15 protein-coding genes are annotated in these 20,469 nt (G+C 39.5%); 2 read left to right on the top strand and 13 right to left on the bottom strand.

Going from position 1 to position 20,469, the window contains the following annotated elements:
• Positions 1-28: 28 nt before the first annotated feature.
• From HMPREF9455_RS18475 to proS, 7 genes are all read right to left on the bottom strand, one after another.
• Complete coding sequence (locus HMPREF9455_RS18475) at positions 29-1,444, bottom strand: glycoside hydrolase family 30 protein (protein ID WP_006801273.1); 1,416 nt, start codon at positions 1,442-1,444, stop codon at positions 29-31.
• A 33-nt stretch (positions 1,445-1,477) separates the two neighbouring features.
• Positions 1,478-2,956 carry a xylulokinase gene (locus HMPREF9455_RS18470; RefSeq protein ID WP_006801272.1) on the bottom strand — a complete coding sequence of 493 codons (1,479 nt, stop codon included), beginning with the start codon at positions 2,954-2,956 and terminating at the stop codon, positions 1,478-1,480.
• A 76-nt stretch (positions 2,957-3,032) separates the two neighbouring features.
• The gene (locus HMPREF9455_RS18465) at positions 3,033-3,749 is read right to left on the bottom strand and encodes an NUDIX hydrolase (RefSeq protein WP_006801271.1); all 717 of its coding nucleotides are present in this window, start codon (positions 3,747-3,749) and stop codon (positions 3,033-3,035) included.
• A gap of 248 nt (positions 3,750-3,997) precedes the next feature.
• Positions 3,998-4,840 carry a patatin-like phospholipase family protein gene (locus HMPREF9455_RS18460; RefSeq protein ID WP_006801270.1) on the bottom strand — a complete coding sequence of 281 codons (843 nt, stop codon included), beginning with the start codon at positions 4,838-4,840 and terminating at the stop codon, positions 3,998-4,000.
• Between the two features lie 126 nt (positions 4,841-4,966).
• Positions 4,967-5,413, bottom strand: coding sequence for a DUF3836 domain-containing protein (locus HMPREF9455_RS18455; RefSeq protein ID WP_006801269.1), 447 nt, complete (start codon positions 5,411-5,413; stop codon positions 4,967-4,969).
• Between the two features lie 303 nt (positions 5,414-5,716).
• Positions 5,717-6,124, bottom strand: a complete 408-nt coding sequence (locus HMPREF9455_RS18450; protein ID WP_260397876.1) for a DUF3836 domain-containing protein — start codon at positions 6,122-6,124, stop codon at positions 5,717-5,719.
• A gap of 242 nt (positions 6,125-6,366) precedes the next feature.
• A complete protein-coding gene (proS, locus tag HMPREF9455_RS18445) occupies positions 6,367-7,848 on the bottom strand; it encodes a proline--tRNA ligase (protein ID WP_006801267.1) in 1,482 nt (493 codons plus the stop codon).
• Between the two features lie 1,099 nt (positions 7,849-8,947).
• Between proS and HMPREF9455_RS18440 the strand changes: the two genes are divergently transcribed.
• Positions 8,948-10,849 (top strand): glycoside hydrolase family 43 protein, encoded by a 1,902-nt coding sequence (locus tag HMPREF9455_RS18440; protein ID WP_006801266.1) that lies wholly within the window; start codon positions 8,948-8,950, stop codon positions 10,847-10,849.
• Between the two features lie 140 nt (positions 10,850-10,989).
• Here the strand turns inward: HMPREF9455_RS18440 and HMPREF9455_RS18435 are convergent, their stop codons facing one another.
• The 6 genes from HMPREF9455_RS18435 to HMPREF9455_RS18410 all read right to left on the bottom strand — a co-directional run bounded on the left by HMPREF9455_RS18435 (position 10,990) and on the right by HMPREF9455_RS18410 (position 19,975).
• Positions 10,990-15,057 carry a hybrid sensor histidine kinase/response regulator transcription factor gene (locus tag HMPREF9455_RS18435; protein ID WP_006801265.1) on the bottom strand — a complete coding sequence of 1,356 codons (4,068 nt, stop codon included), beginning with the start codon at positions 15,055-15,057 and terminating at the stop codon, positions 10,990-10,992.
• A gap of 381 nt (positions 15,058-15,438) precedes the next feature.
• On the bottom strand, positions 15,439-15,987 hold the full coding sequence (locus HMPREF9455_RS20855) for a hypothetical protein (RefSeq protein WP_006801264.1): 549 nt from the start codon (positions 15,985-15,987) through the stop codon (positions 15,439-15,441).
• 31 nt (positions 15,988-16,018) lie between these two features.
• Complete coding sequence (locus HMPREF9455_RS18425) at positions 16,019-16,888, bottom strand: RteC domain-containing protein (protein WP_006801263.1); 870 nt, start codon at positions 16,886-16,888, stop codon at positions 16,019-16,021.
• A 159-nt stretch (positions 16,889-17,047) separates the two neighbouring features.
• Positions 17,048-17,953, bottom strand: coding sequence for a phosphatase PAP2 family protein (locus HMPREF9455_RS18420; protein ID WP_006801262.1), 906 nt, complete (start codon positions 17,951-17,953; stop codon positions 17,048-17,050).
• 139 nt (positions 17,954-18,092) lie between these two features.
• Entirely contained in the window at positions 18,093-19,298 is a 1,206-nt protein-coding gene (locus tag HMPREF9455_RS18415; protein WP_006801261.1) for an acyloxyacyl hydrolase, read from the bottom strand.
• A gap of 14 nt (positions 19,299-19,312) precedes the next feature.
• A complete protein-coding gene (locus tag HMPREF9455_RS18410; RefSeq protein ID WP_260397877.1) occupies positions 19,313-19,975 on the bottom strand; it encodes an efflux RND transporter permease subunit in 663 nt (220 codons plus the stop codon).
• A 159-nt stretch (positions 19,976-20,134) separates the two neighbouring features.
• Here HMPREF9455_RS18410 and HMPREF9455_RS18405 point away from each other — a divergent pair.
• Positions 20,135-20,469, top strand: a 335-nt coding sequence (locus tag HMPREF9455_RS18405; RefSeq protein ID WP_006801259.1) for a helix-turn-helix domain-containing protein, incomplete at its 3' end; no start/stop codon positions are given.

The raw sequence follows: 20,469 nt of genomic DNA, 5'->3' as shown, positions 1-20,469 counted from the left end.
TTAAAATGATTAGTTAGTTTATAATAATTTACTTTTTCGCTTCTATCAGGAATGTATTGATCGACTTCATTTTCAAATCTACGGTCATCATCTGGTCATTCACCTTAATCTTCAAAATCTGATTTGCGGCGCCCTCATTCGCAGCTATCACCACAACCGAATTGTCAGGATTGAGGAATGCAAGCATGTTATCATAACTACCTTCGGTAGAAAGTCGCTTTGCTCCTGGTTTTACAAAATGGCTGAACTGTTTCATCAGATAGTATTCAGGGTTATATTTGTAAGTCTTATTCTCCTGATCTACTGAAATCAATGAATTTTGCGGCCACTGCCAGCGATTGTTCACAGGGTCTTTATCCAATGAAATATTCCAGTACATATAAGCGGATATTCCATTATTGAAGTAATGCTTCATCAGGTTCCAGATATAGAAACATTGATCCCATGAATTCTTTCCGTCGCCACACTCGCTTTCGGTCTGCATTAGCTTCATATCAGGATATGTCTCATGTATCTTGGCAATGGATTCTTTTCCTGCCCATTGGAAGCCGATTTGGGAAATATATTCACCACTCTTATTTTGCATAATGGTATCAACTAATAAAGTATTTCCTCTTTCCATTGTCCCGAACATTACATCTACTCCCATTTCTTTCATTTGCGGACCCAGATAATCGCCTATAAATGTGCTTAGACCTGCGGCTGTCCATGTGCATGACGGAAATATCTGGCATGAATTAAATTCATTCTGAGGGGCGATCATCCCGATGTTTATGCCTTCACTCTTATAAGCCTCTATAAATTTCTTGAAATATAGGGCATAAGCCTTGAAATATTCAGGTTCCTGAACGAACATATTTGTTCCTTCCAGATCCTGAGTAGGGCTTCCTTTCAGATCGTTCACTTTCGGATTCGGCTTACATGCGTAATGCTTGTTATACTTCATCCACGAAGGCGGACACCAGGGCGAAGCCCAGATTTTCACATCGGGGTTTATTTTTTGAGCAGCTTTTATGAAAGGTATCAGTGTTTCCTTGTCATTGTCGATAGAAAAGTTTTTCATATCGAAATCCTTATCTGTTTCATTGTACGAATACCAGTCGCGGGAGAAGTCATTCGCACCAATAGGCATACGGTTCAGGGTAAAATTCATCCCGTCTTCGCTGAACAGGTCTTTTATAACCGCGTCACGATCTGCATCATTCAATGCTGACAGAGTAGTCCACCCCAGTTCATTGAAACATCCGCCAAAACCATCTACGGTTTGCAGAGGTTTATCCGTCAATATTGTTACATCAACTTCAGCAGTTGCCTCTGCCATGGCTATCGAAGGGTTTTCCACAAAACAGGAATCGGGTGTTGTACTTACCCATTTTACCTGACGGGATTCAGAGCACGAACAAACTAAACTGACAAGTCCAATTATACACAATACTTTTTTCATAATTTTCGTTTCTAATTGGTTAACTGAATAATATTATTTGGTTACTAGATTCTTCCATCGTTCATAGGCTTCTCTGTATTGTGCTTTGTTTGCCGTATCCGGTTTCACAACCGATAGTTTCTCAAGCGAAGCGAAAGCTTCTTTATTCGATGCATACAGACCGATACCGATGCCCGCGCCTTTTGCGGCTCCGGCAGCACCATCTGTATTATATAATTCTATTGTAGCACCGCTTACGCTGGCCAGTGTTTGAGCAAAAACCGGACTAAGGAACATATTGGCATATCCGGCTTTAATAGTGTGGATATTCATTCCCATTTCGCGCATTATTTCCATTCCGTATTCGTATGAAAACACGATACCCTCCTGAGCGGCACGAAGCATATCCTTCTTGTCATGTATATTAAAATTGATGCCATGTATAGAACAGTTTACATCTTGATTTTCGAGAACACGCTCTGCTCCGTTACCAAACGGAATTATACTTAATCCTTTTGCTCCTATTGGCGATTGAGCAGCCAGATCGTTCATATCTGCATACGAAAGGCCTTCCAATGCCAGATTACGCTTGAGCCACGAATTGAGGATACCTGTTCCATTGATGCACAACAAAACACCAAGACGGGTCAGGTCGGTAGTATAATTCACATGTGCAAATGTATTTACACGAGACAGTTTATCGTAATTGAGCTGATCCAATACACCATATACAACTCCCGAGGTACCAGCCGTAGATGCAATTTCTCCCGGTTCGAATACGTTCAGAGACAGGGCGTTGTTAGGCTGGTCGCCTGCGCGGTACGAAACAGGAGTACCTTCCTTCAGTCCCAGTTCCTTTGCCGCCTCAGCCGACACATTTCCCTGTACGCCGAATATCGGTTTTATCTCAGGGAAAAAGCTTTTTGGTATTCCATAATAGTTGAGTACATCTTCCGACAATGCATTTGTTTTGAAATCCCAGAAAATACCTTCCGACATACCCTCGATAGTTACCACAATATCTCCTGTAAGTTTCATGCCGATATAGTCGCCGGGCAGCATCAGTTTATCTATTTTTTCAAATACTTGTGGTTCGTTTTCTTTTACCCATGCCAGTTTAGATGCAGTAAAATTGCCCGGAGAATTGAGCAGATGAGAAAGACACTTTTCTTCACCAATCGCTTTAAAAGCCTTTTCGCCATATGGCACGGCACGGCTATCGCACCAGATAATGGAAGGGCGCAGCACATTCTTATCCTTATCTACCAATACCAATCCATGCATCTGCCAGGTAATGCCTATAGCCTGAATATCTTCCCCCCTGGCTCCTGCTTTTTGCATTACCGACGCATGCGCTAATTTTAGGTTTGCCCACCAGTCGGCAGGGTCTTGTTCTGCCCAGCCTGATTTTACGGCTGTGATTTTCATTTCTTCTTTCGGGAAGAAGTCCGAAGCAACAATCTTACCTGTATCGGCTTTCACCAAACAGGCTTTTACAGAGGAACTGCCTATGTCGTAACCTAATAAATACATGCTTTTCTATTATAAGTTATAAATTATGAATTAATGAATCACTCCTTGTTAACTGCTAACTGTTGACTGTTAACTGTCATATACTAGTTTTCCTTTTATTATATTCTTTCTTGTCGAACTTATAGAAGCGGGCAGCACGATGTGAAACATCTTTCTGTCTCTCCTCCAATGCCACAACATAAGGCATCGCGGCTACTTTTTTGTGAAAGTTGCGTATATCGATCGCTTTATTGTAGATAGCCTCATACAGTTTATGTAACTGGCTTATTGTAAATTTCTGAGGAAGTAATTCGAAAACAATTGCGGGATCAAATTCTATCCATTGGCGTATCTCGGTGAGGGATTCCTTTACAATCTGATTGTGGTCGAACGGCATTTGTGGCAGTTTGTTGATAGGGCACCACTCTGTCAGCTTATACTTCGATATATTGTTGAGTTTCCTATCCACCTTGCAAAGGGAGAGATAAGCAACGGTTATCAGCCTGTTTATATTGGGCTGATAGGCTACATCCAGCCATTTTACATCGTCCGGATTCTTTGTACGATCGGGTGAGGCGAAACAGCGGAACTGTTTTAATGACATGCGTTTGATCCCGGTCAATTCGAAGAGAACCCTGTGAGCGGCATCGTCTACATCTTCTTCATTATATATAAGGCTTCCGGGTAATTTCAGATCCTTCACTCCTTTTTTATCAGCACCGCGCTGAACAAGGAGAATATTTAGCTGATCGTCTTCAAAGCCAAAGACAACACAGTCTACTGATACATATGTATGGATAAAATTTGCTTTCATGGTATCTTAATCATAGAATGTGATACACGAAAGTACGAATAATATTTTCATTTCAAAGTATTTTAAAATAAAATATTATTGTAAATAATTGTAATACTGGTATTTAAATATCGTATTCCATACAATAAGAATGTCAGTCATATTGTATTAAATACATTAAGTATTCTTTTACACAAAAGGGGTTACAAGTAACAATGCTATTTGTAGATATATGTTAAAAAAAACAATAAGGTAAGTGTATTTTTTATTTAAATATTCATCGTGTAGATGTCCTTTGCGCATTCATATCCCTGCTCATATAAAGAAGTCAGTTTATCCACATCTTTTTCGATACGGTCTACCAATATGGGTTCTTTCGGACGGATGACGAATATTTGCCCCTCTTCTTCCAGTTTATCAACCAATTCGAGCTGGGCATTATATAAGCTGTTCCGGTTACTTAATGCTTCACGCATAGCCGGATATTTCCGATATATGAAAGATGGTACTTTTATATCCTTACCTTCCTTGCGATAGCCTTTGTTTCGGGTAAGTACCACTACGTTTTTGCCGTATCCCTGTTCCATTGCCCTGGCAACCGGCACGGAATCGCAGATACCGCCATCGAGCATCGGGATATCGTCTACATATGTGATAGGGCATAATATAGGCAGGCTGCTCGAGGCCTTAACAATGTCTATAACGCGTTCCTTATTGCTTTTTTCTTCGTAATATTCCGCTTTTCCCGTGAGGCAATTGGATGTCACCATTTCGAAACGGGCAGGAGAAGCGAAATAGGTTTCATAATCGTAGGGAATAATATTATCGGGGAACTCATGGAATAATAAGTCAAAATCCATGATATTGCGCTTCTTGATATAATGCTTGAATCCTATATATTTATATTTGGCCAGCAAGTCGATATTGCTGTATTTGGCGCGTCCCCGCTGTTTTGACATGTAAGACAGTCCGTTGCATGCACCCGCAGATACCCCGATCGCATATGGAAACGTAATATCATTATCCATAAAATAGTCGAGCACCCCACAAGTAAAAACCCCGCGCATACCACCGCCTTCCAGTACTAGTCCTATATTCGTTGTGTCAGTCATCAGTTATAACATTGATATAATCTCTAAAATTACATATTTTTTCGGACAACAGAAAGGGAAAAGCCCTGCCCCCGTCATTCATCCGGAGAGCAGAGCTTCTATATATAAAGAAAGAGTGTATATTTTTTATTTCTGGGACATAAGATAGGTGCTGTCGTTGTTTATATGTATCTGCTTCGTTGCAAGAAGCTCGCCTTCAGTATCGTATATATGAACCAGCTGCTCCGAACGGCAAGACCAGGTATTCAATTTATCGTTCCACTCTGTATAGATAAGATTTATAATCTTTCCGTCTCCATTACATTCATAGTCATATTTCTGGCTACCTATCCATCCGGCATTTCTATCCCATTTATAGAGAGTCTTTTTCTGAAGAAGTCCGTCCGGATTATAATGATATATAGCCTTGTCTATTGGGCAACCCAATTCTGTATCGTACGAGATAAGCTCTTTTATTACTCCTGTAGCAGAGGTTTCTTCGTTGCTGTAAACTTTTGTCTTAGGTTCGCCTGCATAGAGGCTTGTTACTGACAAAAAAGCTGTAAGGACTGAGGTTAAAATAATTGCTTTCATGATTGTATTTTTTATAGTTATTGTTATTTATTTCTTTTCGATTTCTAATCGTTTTCTATTAATATGACGCAATCGATATAATAAAAGTTACAGATTATTTCAAAAAAATAATTCATTTAACAATATTTAAATATCTGATAATCAGTTGTGATTTATTATGCAAAGTAGAATATTCTAAATAGTACTATGTTATGCATATTGTCGGGGCAAAAAATATATAATGAATAGAGAATCACCGGAAAAATCAAAAACCTTTGGTAGCATGTTACCATAACTACCAAAGGTTGTGACTTCTCTTTATTATCATTTTATGGCAACTAATTCGCCTGCGGAGTTATAGGTATGAATGAATTCTTTGACATTAGCTGACCAATTCTTTGATTTTTTGTTCCAGTCGGCACGTACTATTTTTGCCACCAGCCCATTATCATTGTATTCATAAGTATATTGCTGGACATTTATCCATCCGGAATCACTATCCCACCTGTAAATTGTCTTGTTGAATAGCTTATCTGATTTATCGTAACTGCAAACTTCCTTCTTAACAGCTTGCAGGCCGCTGTTATCAAAATAAGTATATTCTTTCAATGTACCCCATTCGGTAGGCTCTACATTTGTAAATATTTTAGGTTCCGGTTCGCCTGCATATAGATTTGTTACAGAGAACAACACAGCTAATATAATGTATAAGAATATTGTTTTCATGATCACACTCTTTTTGGTTTAAAATTTCCTTTTACTGAATTCTATAGAAGCGCTTTCTATTATATATGACGCATGTAAAAATAAAACGTTACATGTTTTCGGAAAAAATAAGGAAATCTTTTAAAAGAGGGTATAATTCAATCCGCATAACTTAATGTTGATTGAGTACTACATGAAAATAAATAAAACAAAAGCCTTTGAAATTCTACTATCAGAATCTCAAAGGCCTGAATAAATTATATAATTGCTTAATATGCGCGTGCAAATACCACCCGCTGAGCCGATGGCTTACCTGTCACCATACACTTGCCAGGAGTCTTATCCCCTTCGAGTGGAATACAGCGGATTGTCGCCTTTGTTTCAGCTTTTACCTTTTCTTCTGTTTCGGCTGTTCCATCCCAATGAGCAAGAATAAAGACGCCTTCTTCTATCTTTTCTTTGAATTCATCGTAAGAATCGACAGTGATTGTCTGTGCAGCCCTAAGGTCAAAGGCCTTCTTGTAAATATTCGCCTGAATTTCGTCCAGCAAATTTTTAATGTATATATCAAGGCCGTCGCACGATACAGTCTCCTTTGTCAATGTATCACGGCGGGCAACTTCTACGGTATTGTTTTCCATATCGCGCGCACCCATTGCCAGGCGTACAGGCACACCCTTCAGTTCATACTCCGAAAATTTCCACCCCGGTTTCTTATTATCGGCATTGTCATATTTAACACTGATACCTAATGCTTTCAGCGATTTTACAAGACCATCCACTTTTTCATTGATAAGGGCTAATTGCTCATCTCCTTTATAGATAGGAACAATTACAACCTGAAATGGCGCCAGCTTTGGAGGTAGTACCAGACCGTTATCATCCGAATGTGCCATTATCAGTGCACCTATCAGACGGGTAGAAACTCCCCACGAAGTCGCCCATACATGTTCCATTTTGCCTTCTTTATCTGCAAACCTCACATCGAAAGCTTTGGCGAAATTCTGGCCTAAGAAGTGCGATGTACCTGATTGAAGGGCCTTCCCATCCTGCATCATAGCTTCGATAGTATATGTATCTACTGCTCCTGCAAAACGTTCGGAAGCCGATTTCACACCTTTAATAACAGGCATCGCCATATATTCTTCGGCAAATTGTGCATACACATTCAGCATCTGTATAGTTTCCGCTTCAGCTTCTTCTCTGGTTGCATGAGCGGTATGCCCTTCCTGCCAAAGAAACTCTGCTGTACGAAGAAACAGACGCGTGCGCATCTCCCAACGGACAACATTTGCCCACTGATTCACCAGAATAGGCAAATCACGATAAGACTGTATCCAGTTGCGGTAAGTATTCCATATAATAGTTTCGGATGTAGGGCGTACAATCAGTTCCTCTTCCAATTTTGCTTCAGGGTCTACAATTACACCCTTCCCGTCCGGATCGTTCTTCAGACGGTAATGAGTCACTACAGCACACTCTTTCGCAAAACCTTCCACGTGGTCGGCCTCTTTACTAAGAAATGATTTGGGAATAAAAAGCGGGAAATAAGCATTCACATGCCCTGTTTCTTTAAACATATCGTCAAGCTGACGCTGCATTTTTTCCCAAATAGCGTAACCGTATGGTTTTATTACCATGCATCCGCGCACTGCAGAATTCTCCGCCAAATCTGCTTTCATTACCAAATCGAGGTACCACTGACTGTAATCCTTACTTCTTGGTGTCAGTTCTTTTAGTTCTTTTGCCATATTTTATTGAATTTCTCAAAATCGCTACAAAGTTAACAAAAGGCATTAATTAAACTATATGCAGTAAACAGATTTATCAAACTAATAGGTGAACTCATAAGGCTTATATGAGTGATAAGTTATCATTATATTACTTTATCATTATTCTTGTAGAGTTTAGAGAATTTGAAAACTTTATCTATATGTATAAGCTGTTAGCCTTTAGCTGATAGCTTGGGTTCTTTGAAGTATTGGTATAAGTAATAAGTTTTAAGTACTAAGTTGAAAGTTATATGAGATACGAGTAGACAAACACAAATTGTTTACTCTTAAGAAACACTTTTTTATTTTGCTGATATTTAATGCTTTGCATTTGCTCCAAAATATATCAAAATCAAACGTGTTTCTTTCATTATCTTAATCCGGATTGCCGGATTTAGGTGCTGCTAACTGTTTACTGAAAAAGGTGTAACCTTTGTTACCTTTTATTTTTAACCACAGAGTAAACGGAGTAGCACGGAGTTTTTAGAAGAAAAAGTGACAATAAAAATTGTGTAAAAAGTCGTCAGGTTTGTCAGGTTTTGTACATAAGCTATCGGCTAACAGCTAAAAATGTGTTACCTTTTAACTACTTATAGTTAACGAATGTAAAATACGCAAGATGAAAGTAGTGGAAAACTGTCAGATGTGTCAGGTTTTAACGAAATACAGTTAATAAATATAAATAAGGCAATGAGCTATGAAATTCACTTCAGTATAACCAAGCGCAACATTGTTAACTGATGACTGCTAACTGTTCACTGAAACAAGTGTTACCTTTGTTACTTTTTAACAAGTAGTAAGTTTTAAGTTGAAAGTTATATGAGATACGGGTAGACAAGACACGAGATACAAGTTGTTAACTGATGACTGTTCGCTGTAAAGCCACTTATGCGATAGCCAAAGCTAACGGCTAATAGCTATCAGCTAAAAGCTGAAATATCTGTTACCTTTGTTACCTTTTTTTACGTTAGCTTATTTACAGTCTCTAATTGAACGATTTTTCACCCCTGATTATGGGATATATTGCAGATATTTGAACTTGAATTAAAACATCATTTTATTTACACGAATGAAAACCATGAAATCTAAATTTTTAATTTGTCTTTTTATCTCAGTTCTGTTTATACCCTCTTATGCTCAGGAGTACAGATCAGGAGCTGTGGAAAAAGACTATGTAGCTTATCTGTTCGCTTACTTTACAGGAAATAGGGTGGAAGAAGAGGCGATCCATTTTGCCATAAGCGCGGATGGATATAATTATAAATCGTTGAATGGCAATAAGCCGGTAATTGATTCCAAACTAATCAGTTCGACAGGAGGTGTCCGCGATCCGCATATATTAAGATGTGAGGACGGAAAAACCTTTTATATGGTGGTGACGGATATGACATCGTCGAAAGGCTGGGATTCGAACCGGGCTATGATCCTTTTGAAGTCGACAGATTTGGTAAACTGGTCGTCGGGCATCGTAAATATTCAAAATAAATATACAGGGCAGGAAGACCTGAAACGGGTATGGGCTCCACAAACCATTTATGACCCCGAAGCAAAGAAATACATGGTTTACTGGTCGATGAAGCATGGCGACGGCCAGGATATTATATATTATGCTTATGCAAATGCTGATTTTACCGATTTTGAAGGAGAGCCGAAACAGTTGTTTTTCCCGGAGAATGAAAAATCGTGTATAGACGGGGATATTATCCTGAAAGATGGAACTTTCTATATGTTTTACAAAACTGAAGGACACGGCAATGGTATAAAACTGGCTACGACCAACTCGCTGACTTCCGGTAAATGGACGGAGCATGAAGGTTATAAACAACAGACTACTGAAGCTGTAGAAGGCTCAAGTGTATTCAGGCTGATAAATACAGATACATATATATTGATGTATGATGTTTATATGAAAGGTAAGTATCAATTCTGTGAAAGTACCGATCTGGAGAATTTCAGTGTTATAGACCACGAGATATCGATGGATTTCCATCCCCGCCATGGTTCGGTTATTCCGGTGACACGTCAGGAACTGAAGGCATTGACGGCTAAATGGGGTATGCCGGAAGGTTTTCCCCCGATAGGAAATAATCCGGCGCTTACGGGCTATTATGCCGACCCTGATATTATATATTCCAATAAAACAAAGAAGTATTATATCTATCCTACCAGCGACGGGTTCGATGGTTGGGGCGGTTACTACTTCAAGACATTCTCTTCGGATAATCTGAAAGACTGGACTGATGAGGGCGTGATAATCGACCTGAAAAAAGATGTTTCGTGGGCTAACCGGAATGCATGGGCTCCGTGTATTGAAGAGAAGAAAGTAAATGGCAAATATAAATATTACTATTATTTCACTGCCGCGCAGAAGATCGGGGTGGCTGTCGCCGATGATCCGGCAGGTCCGTTCGTGGACTCGGGTAAAGCATTGATCGATTTCAGGCCGGAAGGGGGGAAAGGCGGGCAGGAGATAGACCCTGATGTGTTTACAGATTCGAAGACGGGCAAAAGTTATCTCTATTGGGGTAATGGATATATGGCTGTGGCTGAACTGAATAAAGATATGGTGTCGATAAAGAAAGAAACTGTTCAGGTACGCACTCCTGATAAGACATTCCGTGAGGCTATCTCGGTCTTTTATAGAAAGGGAACGTATTACTTCCTTTGGTCGGAAGACGATACCCGGAGCGAAAATTACCGGGTAAGGTATGGTACTTCCACATCACCTACGGGAGTCATTACTATCCCCGAAAATAATCTGATCCTGGCAAAAGATGCAGCTAAAGGCATTTATGGAACTGGCCATAATTCGGTACTGCAAATCCCCGGAAAGGATGAGTGGTATATCGTATATCATCGTTTCAACCGTCCTAACGGGATAAAGATGGGCGATGCGGCAGGCTTTCACAGGGAGGTATGTATCGATAAAATGGAGTTTAATACGGACGGCAGTATCAAAGCGGTAGTCCCGACGTTATAAAATTTCAAGATTCTCGAAATCAATGGATGTAAATCTTGAAACATGAAATCATATACTATAGGTTTTTCTGGTTTTTAGGCTTTTAAGGTAAAGGCCGGATAGCATGATTGGGTTACGTGTTATTCCGGCCTTTTGGTTTATTAGCCTGCATTTCGTTGAAAATCGCTAGGTGTTAGATTGAATTCCAGCTTGAAGCACGATGTAAAATACTTCGGGTCTGAGAAGCCTACCGAATAGGCGACCTCGGATATGGATATGGACTTGTCTTTCAACATCTGGCAGGCATGTTTCAGCCTAATGTTACGGATAAACTCGATAGGTGCAAGTCCTGTCATGGTCTTTATCTTACGGTACAGGGAAGACTTGGACATGTTGAGATGCTCGGCAAATGTATTGACATCGAACTCGGGTTCGGACAAGTGTTCCTCTATTATCTTTATCGCATTATTGAGGAACTGCTCATCTATAGACGGATATTCGAGCGTAGAGATGTTTATTTCCACATCCGTCTTGAATTCTTTTTGCCTGTCTTTCTTGTTTGTAAGGAAATTGTTGATACGGGCTTCCAATACTTTAAGTTCAAAAGGTTTAGATATATATCCGTCAGCTCCGGCATTGTAGCATTCTATGCGGTCGTCTGCACTGTTTTTTGCAGTTAGTAATATTACAGGAATATGGCTGGTTTCGATATCTTTCTTCAATCTGCGGCAAAGTTCCAGCCCGTCCATACGGGGCATCATAACATCGCTGATTACGATGTCTATATCGTTGTCTTTTACACGATCCAATGCTTCCACTCCATTAGAGGCTGTGAGTACATGGTAATGTTTCGACAATATATTGCCGATAAGGGTAAGTAACTCTTCGTTGTCCTCTACCAGTAATACGGCCGTGCGTTCTTTGACATCCTGATTGTTTGCATTTATATCTTCACCGGAAGGTTCATCTAATGACATCAGGTCTATATTCTTTTCGTATACGATGACCTGATCCGATCTGCCCATTTCCGAATCGTTATAGCTTTCTTTGTCTATCGGGATATCTATTGTGAATGTAGTGCCCGCATCCACTTCACTTTCCACACTAATGGTTCCGTGATGGAGGTCTACAAGGTCTTTGGTAAGAGATAGCCCTATGCCGTTTGTGTCACTGGCTTCAGTCATCTTGTTGGTATAGAAGCGTGTGAAGATATCGGCCTGGTCTTCTTTGGCTATTCCTACTCCGGTATCACTTATCCTGATTTGCAGGTGCGGATGGTTGTTTCTCTGGTATTTGTTCAGGCTTATCTCCACCTTTCCATTCCGGGGTGTGTATTTATATGCATTGGATAACATATTGAATACTACTTTATCTATTTTATCAGCATCGAAGTATCCCTGTATATGGCTTGGCTGGGAGTTGAAAGAAAACTCGATGTCTTTTTTCTTCATCAATGGCAGGAAATTGGTATAGCATATATCCCGTATAAATGTAACAACCTCTCCCTGTGATATTTTGAGTTTCATATTTCCGCTTTCTACTTTCCTGAAGTCTAACACTTGCTGTAAAAGCCGTCTCAGGCGGTTGACGCTAGATCGCATGGTGTCGAACTGGGTAATCTTGCTTTTATATGTGATTTCTGCATCATCGATCAGACAGGATATAATGGTCAATGGCGTGAGAAAATCATGTGATATATTGGTAAAGTAACGCAGTTTGGTTTGTGTGAGCTCTTCCGACTTGTCTTTTTCTATCTGCGCTATTTTCAGTTCGTTGCGAAGTTTTATCCTGTTCTTTATGATTCTGTATGTCCAGTAGATCGCGGCGAGTAATAATACAATATAGATGGCATATGCCCACCATGTTTCATAGAATGCGGGGCGTTTATATATTATAAGCCTGGTGATCTCGCTGCTCCAGAGCCTGTTTTCATCTGTAGCTTTGATGTAGAATGTATGCGAACCTTTACTGAGCTGGTTATATATTGCAAACTGGCGGTCATTCTCCGTATATACCCAGTCGTCGTCTACTCCTTCCATCTTATAGGCATACTGGATCTTGGAAGGGAATGTATAATCGAGGGACGAAAAATCAATCTCGATATTCTTATCGTCAGGCTCGAAAGTCAGGGACTGCGAAGTTATATCGAATCGCTGATTTTTATTTCCCTGAAAAACGGATGAATTGTTGATCTTTATATCAGTAATGAAAGTCCGTGTTTGTTTTGCCTGTTCGGATAAAGTTTCGGATGGGCTAAATACCGAAATCCCCTTATTTCCTCCAAAGTATATTTTACCGTCTTTATTCTTGAAATAAGAATTGATGAGGAATGAGTTGACTATAACTCCATCGGTACCCGAATAATTTTTCGAGGCTCCGTTTTCAGGATTGTACTCCGTAATACGTTTATTTGTAGATACCCATACATGGCCGAAGTTGTCGGTGACGATATTAAGTATAGCTTCGCCGGTCATCTTCAGCGATTGGGATACGTCTTTGAACTGCTGGCTGATGAGATCATAGGCTATGATGCTGCCCTCTTTAGTTCCCAGCCATACTTTGCCGTTTATATCGGCGCAGATGGATTCTATGTTATTGCTCGGCAGATTGTTTCCTTCTTTATTGAAATTCTTTATTTGAGATTTTCCAGCCTGGAAGTTGCCTGTCATAAGGATTTGAGATACGCCGGATGTTTTACTGCTGATCCAGATCGTTCCTCTTGTATCTTCCGTTATCCCCGAAATAGTGCCGAGGGAAAAGCTCACCACTTCTATATTATCTTTATTATATGGCTTGATGAGAAGACCTGTAGAGGTTACTATCCAGATATTATTATTCCGGTCTTCAAAAAATATGCGGGGATTGCCTGCATCTGAAGCAATGGCTGATAAGTCGATACTTCTGGAAACGACAATATTATCTTTATCCTTTTTCATACAGTAAATCCTTGCTTCGTTTTCAGGTCCTACCCATATTTCTTCCGGAATAGAACGAAACTGGGAGATGCAGCTAACATTACTCAACATCGGGAGATTTTTCAATTGGGGGTAATCCGAATATAAACGGATACTGTTCTTTTCAGGATTGAATATTCCCAAGCCCCATCGGTTCTGATTTACCCAAATGTCTCCCTCCCCATCTCCGCTGATGGCTGTTATATTGGGTGTTATTCCTGTTCGTTCCTTGATTGATGAGATGGAATAGTTTTTAATGACAGGGCGGTCGAAATTGATTGTAAGCACTCCTTCGCTGAACGTTGCTATCCATAAGTTTCCTGTCCGGTCCTTTATTATCTCACTGTATATATTATTAGATTCCTTGAACAGGTAGGATATATCAATGTTTTTTAGTTTGCCCTCCTTATCATATTCGAAAGCATGCAAGCCGGAGATAGACATCACCCAGACGTATCCGTATTTGTCGTCCTGTACAATGCTGAAAAATGTATCTTCTGCCAGTTGCCTTTCCTTGTTGAAAACCTCTTGCCGGATATACATCTCATCTCCGTCTTTCTCAGGATTGAACAGATACAATCCATTACCCCATGTGCAAACCCAATATTGCTTCCTGTTATCCTGATATATTCTGAAAGGATTGTTCCCGCTTCCGATCTGAGGATAATGTTTGAATGTATCGTCTTTAGGATTGTATCTGTATATGCCATTCCTCCATAGTGCAACCCACAGAGTGCCGTCGGGGGCTTCGTAGATAGAATTGATATTTGTGGAAGGGAGTTCGTTATTGTATTTCTTCTTTAGTGTCAGATCCGGATTATAGCATAAAACAGTGCTTCGTGTTCCTACCCATATATTACCGTCGGATGCGACCAGAATCGTTTCTATATTTTGATTCAGGATTTCCTTATCCTCCAGAGGTGTGATTATATATGTCTTTTTATCCAGAATATTGATTCCGCTGCGCGTGCCTATCCACAAGCGGTTATTTTTATCTTCGGCCAGGCAGGAAATATCATTGCTCGCGATTAAATCAGGGTTGTTCAGGTTGGAACGGAAGGTCAGTATGCGATATCCATCATATCTGCACAGCCCGTCTAAAGTACCAAACCACATGAAGCCCTCTTTGTCCTGATGTATTCTGCGGACAGAATTTGACGGCAATTGACTTATTAGGGGAATTGGCTTTACGGATATTTGCTTTGCCTCAATGTTCAGAAAAACAAAAACAAATAATAATAAATATAACCGGTGTCGTTTTAAGCAGTAAAACATGTTTAATTTCGGTATTAGGTTTTAGGAAATACAATATTAAAAATAATAATTGTTATTTTTACACCAATAAATAGTTAAAAGTGCTTTTTTAAAGAAAATGGAACTATTTTTACCCTATATGAATGATTTGTATACCCTCGTGCGGTTCTGTTTTTCGTATATTTGTGGTAGTCTGAAGATACTAAATTGACTATCAATAGTTTTTGAAGAATCTCGCATGAAACGGGCAGTAGATAAGTAAGAATTAAGTGCTTAGATACACTTAGTTTTTCATGCTTTCAAATAACTCTGTTATCTATTTGCAAAGATAAAACTTATATATTAACTAGCAAAGAATAGAAATGGTTCTTTCTGCTATATAAATACATAATTTGCTTTAAATTATTCTTTCACCCTTTTTTTAGAATAAAACTTTGTTCCATCCGGTGAAAGGTAAAAATCAAATGTTTCGGTAGCCCTTTTATTGGTTAGTGGATCGTCGATTGTATAAGTACAGCGAACTACTATTGCCAATATTTCACTGGTATCTCTATTTTCGTATTTTGTAAGTTCGCCTGGAACACTTTTTTCAAGCGCATCAATCTGTTCGTTTGTTTTGTCAATGCTGGACTGATACGAATTTATCATCGTTCGGGAAAGTCTGCTGGCAGTTTTTGCTTTTTCAATGCTTTTGGTAAATACGCTGAGCGTTTTTTCAAGCGAAGCCGTCTGCCTGTTCCTCTCCGCATTAAAACTATCAGTGATGATTTTAATACTATCTGCAACACTTATCTGACTAATTTCTTCCAGTTTGTCTGCCTTAAAATTAAGGTCGATTTTTACACCTCTTTCTGTTTGTACAACGTCGGCAATCAACTTTTCATATTTGCTTGTCGTCCCTCCGCAGGAGAATAACAAGGCAAATAATGGTAATAAAAAGATTCTCTTCATATCCATATGTTTTTTAAGTCCGTTGCTACTGTTATTTATCTTTACCCTTATCTTTTCCGCCCGATTTGGTGTTATCCATCCGTTTGAGGATTTCTTCACGTAGGCGGTCGAGGAAAGGTGTCGGGTTGTTTCGGATGCGCATATCGTAGAAATTACGTGCGATATTGTTACCCAAGTCTATATTGAAAATGCTTTCAAAATAGGCCGCTATCTGTATCAGGGGGATTTTACCGTTATTAAAACAGCCTTCGGTATCTAATGCATAGATTAGTTCGATGAGATCGGTCTTACTTCCCGTCCATGTCAGCTTTACTTTAGGGAAAGAAGTATTGGTAGGTTTCTGCATATAATTATCCAACAAATCCAATTCGGATAGCAGATATACCTGTAACATATCATTAGCCATAATCTTAGCGACTTTAAAATCGGCATTGGTTGAAAACTGCGGATCACGTTCATAATAGAACGTTTCCAGATATTGTTCCGTATCGGGTTTGCCCCTTACAAAGTAAGCGGCGTCCAGATAAGTAGCTCCAGAGCGATAATAACGGTAAAAGTCCAGTATCTTATTGTTGAAGTCATGTATGGCATCCATTTTTACTTTCAGATATTCTTTTTGTGCTTCTAAACTGGCAACAGGACGGTGCATTTCAATATTATATACTTTGCGATAATAGATAAGATGACAAAATATCTTAGGTTTTACTTCTTTAAAGAAAAATATTTCTTCGTCTTCATCCTTAAATTTGTATACTATGATAAAATCCTTCAACTGGTCAAAAGTATTTCCTAAAACATGGGAAGCATCAAGGGATTTTCTTAGAATATTTTTATCCTCGGCTTCGATCTGCTGAATCTTTTGCCTGATCTCCTTTTGTAGTTTGTCTATAAAATTTATCATGATTGTAAATTGAAGTTCTTAATATTTGAGCCCACTTGAACAAGTCGAATTTAAGAAGATATAACGTCCTACAGAGGTTTTTGGAAAGGGTAAAATTTAGAAAATATACTTTTTAAAGAAGACTCATATCTTATAGACTTTATAAGTTTTACTTTTATTTTAAAATGTATATGCTAAACCTACTCCATATGTACCAGAACCAAAAGATGGTGCAATGACTAAGCTTTTATTACTATTCTTGACACCTAAAACATCATGAAATACCGGAAGGAGCATATAAGCTATTTCAACACTTAACATACCAATTCCAGCACCGGTAACGACATCGCTTATCCAATGTTTTTTATTCGTTACCCGTAAAACTCCTGTACCCGTTGCAATAGTATAACCGGCAATACCTATCCAGGGTGAAACATCTTTATATTCTTTGAATAAAATATGAGCGCCAACAAATGCAGTTGCCGTATGACCTGAAGGGAAAGAGTGCTTATTTGAGCCATCAGGACGTTCTATATTAGTCGTTCTCTTTATTGTTTGAACAGTAGCGAGCATAAGTATATGTGAGGTAGTCATAATAAACGTTCTGTCTCTGAAATTATGCTTTGCTTTTATTCCGAATAAATCCAAGCCATATACTGCTACTGCCGGAGCGAATTGGGAATAATCATCAATGTGAAGCGAACCCAAATAGTGTTCATGAATTTCATGATTTGTACTATGATCCAAATCTTGCAACCATTTATTTCCTCTTGTTAAAATGCCATATGATATTAATGCGGTAGGAACAATGAATTTAGAATAAGTCGAGTTAAATAGGTTTTTCTTCTGAGAGCCACTTATTTTGAATTTCACACTATTATCTGAATTTATAGAAAACTGATCTTCCAAATAAATAAAATCAGGTAGAACAAACTGATATTTGAGGTTTTCTTGGCTATGCAAAAGAGAATCATTTTTATATACGGTAGGTGATGCAATTAAAACTCTTATTGTATCTCCTTTTTGCGCATATATATTTCCCACTAGAAAAATGAAAAACACTAGAATAGCAGCTATTTGTTTCATATGTACAGTGATGTATTTTTTGTCAAATGTATAATGTGTATTTTGTAGAAAATTAGAATTTACAGGATCATTATATTTATTCTATATATCTACAAAAACAGCAGAGATTTTTGTGTTCACTATAATCAAAATTGATTTATTACTTCTTATTTCCATTTATTCTGTACCCGACACTCCATTCGATAAAGTCGGATACTCGAAATGAATAATCGCGTAAGGTGATGCCGACGAATATATTGTCGGTTATACTGTATTTCAAACCGATGCGTTGATGAAATATTGGTGTTTGATTGGTTGTTTTCTTTCGGTAAATGTAGCAGGCAGGTTGAAGTACAAGCGACATCCGGTTCATTACGAGTTCGTAAGAAAGAAACAGACTAATTTGCGCTTTATCTGTTAATGAACCGCTTACTGGGTCGAAGTCGTCCGAATTGATTGCTTTTATGGCGACATCCTGCGCATTGGCGGTGCTGTTGTACACGTAGTTTGCTCCCAATCCGAATTTTGACATACGGCTTACGTGGCGGTTGAGGGTGGCGGTAAATCCAAAAACGGGGAAAAACAATCCTTCGTACTGTTCGATAATGTCGGCTTGCACAGGTTCGCTGAAAACAAGGTTTTTTAATCCCGCGAAAGTGGAAAATTCCCATTCAAAGTGCGGTTTGAACTCGGGTATAGGACGTTCGATAAATTCGGGGCGTTCCTGCAAATTATAGATTACGCTTATTTTTGGCGCGATGGTATTGATGCCAAAATTCGGAACTTTGAGCGCGCCGTTCGAAAAATGTGTCAATGTAAAACCCGCGTCCAAATCGAAACGCTTACTGATTGCAAAGCGGTAATTCAATCCCGCGTCGATGAAAAAGGCAAATGGCGCACCAATGGCTACGTTGTATTGGTTTGTCACGGGGTTAAACGACTTCCAATTAGTGGAAAGTCCGAACGCGAGCTCGTAATTGAACGACGAATTTTTCCAACGCGCGAAAGGGGTGTTCAGAAAGGCGTAGAGCGCAAAAGGACGTCCAATTTCGATGGAATGGTTGAAATCCGAAATATTGAGACCAACTCCCCATCTCGGATAGTTGAAGAGCTGTTCCCAAGCATTTTCACCTGTTGTTTGCGTAATGAAACGAAGGGACATAGATTGATAGTCGTCCAACTGTTTAGCAGAGGCGTTTTGCCCTCTCAAAAAAATATTGGTCGGGAAAATATAGCCGTTCTGATAACTGACGGAAATGGATTTATTGCTCCAAAAGTTTTTCTTTGGCTCTGTGGAATCTGCCTGCGAGAAAAGAATTATCGGGATATTGGTCAATATAGACAATATCAAAATTTTTATTCCCATTTTAGAGCAATTGATTAATGTTTTGGATTCTTGTAGCTCAACAACATCAAACTCGGCAAAACCACCAACAGCATCGGCAGACCGACGATAAATCCACCGATGACGGCCACGGCAAGCGGTTGTTGCATCTGCGCACCCAAGCCGAAACCCAAGGCCAGTGGCATCAAGGCGAGGATGGCTCCGATGGCGGTCATCAGCTTGGGACGGATGCGAAGCGCGATGGCATAGTTGACCGATTCCACCACATCGCCTCCCGCTTTGCGGTTCATTCGGAACTGATGAACGGTAAAAATCGAATTTTCGGCGATGATGCCGACAATCATAATGATGCCCGTGTAGCTACTCACATTCAGCGGAATTCCCGTTATCCAAAGCGCCAGCAGACAGCCCGAAATGCTGACCACGGACACAAACAGCACGATAAAAGAGATTTTCCATTCGCGGAACAAAATCATCAGCACCGTGAACACCAACAGAATGGCGAGGCAGAGAATGGTTATCAGTTCGGTGAACGACTGTTGCTGTTGCGAAAAAGCTCCGCCATACGTAATGCTGTATCCTTGCGGTAAGGGCAGTTCGTTTTTTATGCGGGTTTGAATGTCCTGCATTGTCGAGCCCAAATCGCGTCCGTCCAAGCGAGCCGTAAGTGTGATGTCGCTTTTCAGGTTTTCATGTATAATATAATTGAAAAGTAGTCCACTAAAATAATTTAAAAGTATACCACCAGTTAAGTAAAATGTGTGAGAGCATCTAATAAAGCTCTACATTTTACTAACAAATATTAACATTATAAATTCCTTTGTGTATTAACCAACACAGAGGCTAAAATGATAACAATGGTGGAAAAACAAACAATTATTCACATGTACCGCACGGTTGGGTACAGTAAACGGGCTATAGCCAGGGAGTTGGATGTCAGCCGTAAGACCGTTCATAAAGTCATAGCCGAGTATGAAGCCGCATTAAACTGTGATGATCCTGAATCCTCTCTGGAATCGGTATTAACAATCCCCCCCCATTATAACAGTTCCCGGCGAGGCCGCCGTGTTATTGTCGGTAGCCTGAAAGATTTAATAGACGACTGTTTAGAGAAGAACGCTCGTAAACGTGCTATGGGCCTGAAGAAGCAGTGTATGCGGGGTAAGGATATCTACGAACTGTTAATAGATAA

Source organism: Dysgonomonas gadei ATCC BAA-286, from assembly GCF_000213555.1.
In the GTDB taxonomy this organism is placed as follows: domain Bacteria; phylum Bacteroidota; class Bacteroidia; order Bacteroidales; family Dysgonomonadaceae; genus Dysgonomonas; species Dysgonomonas gadei.
Note: the sequence above shows the minus strand (reverse complement) of the source record. Positions and strands in the feature narration are given on the sequence as shown.

What these genes read in the sequence shown, in the direction of transcription:
- HMPREF9455_RS18415 (WP_006801261.1), bottom strand. Translation starts at nt 19,298, where the DNA reads ATGGGAATAAAAATTTTGATATTGTCTATATTGACCAATATCCCGATA.
- HMPREF9455_RS18425 (WP_006801263.1), bottom strand. Translation starts at nt 16,888, where the DNA reads ATGATAAATTTTATAGACAAACTACAAAAGGAGATCAGGCAAAAGATT.
- HMPREF9455_RS18435 (WP_006801265.1), bottom strand. Translation starts at nt 15,057, where the DNA reads ATGTTTTACTGCTTAAAACGACACCGGTTATATTTATTATTATTTGTT.
- HMPREF9455_RS18470 (WP_006801272.1), bottom strand. Translation starts at nt 2,956, where the DNA reads ATGTATTTATTAGGTTACGACATAGGCAGTTCCTCTGTAAAAGCCTGT.
- HMPREF9455_RS18465 (WP_006801271.1), bottom strand. Translation starts at nt 3,749, where the DNA reads ATGAAAGCAAATTTTATCCATACATATGTATCAGTAGACTGTGTTGTC.
- HMPREF9455_RS18455 (WP_006801269.1), bottom strand. Translation starts at nt 5,413, where the DNA reads ATGAAAGCAATTATTTTAACCTCAGTCCTTACAGCTTTTTTGTCAGTA.
- HMPREF9455_RS18440 (WP_006801266.1), top strand. Translation starts at nt 8,948, where the DNA reads ATGAAATCTAAATTTTTAATTTGTCTTTTTATCTCAGTTCTGTTTATA.
- HMPREF9455_RS20855 (WP_006801264.1), bottom strand. Translation starts at nt 15,987, where the DNA reads ATGAAGAGAATCTTTTTATTACCATTATTTGCCTTGTTATTCTCCTGC.
- proS (WP_006801267.1), bottom strand. Translation starts at nt 7,848, where the DNA reads ATGGCAAAAGAACTAAAAGAACTGACACCAAGAAGTAAGGATTACAGT.
- HMPREF9455_RS18420 (WP_006801262.1), bottom strand. Translation starts at nt 17,953, where the DNA reads ATGAAACAAATAGCTGCTATTCTAGTGTTTTTCATTTTTCTAGTGGGA.
- HMPREF9455_RS18460 (WP_006801270.1), bottom strand. Translation starts at nt 4,840, where the DNA reads ATGACTGACACAACGAATATAGGACTAGTACTGGAAGGCGGTGGTATG.
- HMPREF9455_RS18475 (WP_006801273.1), bottom strand. Translation starts at nt 1,444, where the DNA reads ATGAAAAAAGTATTGTGTATAATTGGACTTGTCAGTTTAGTTTGTTCG.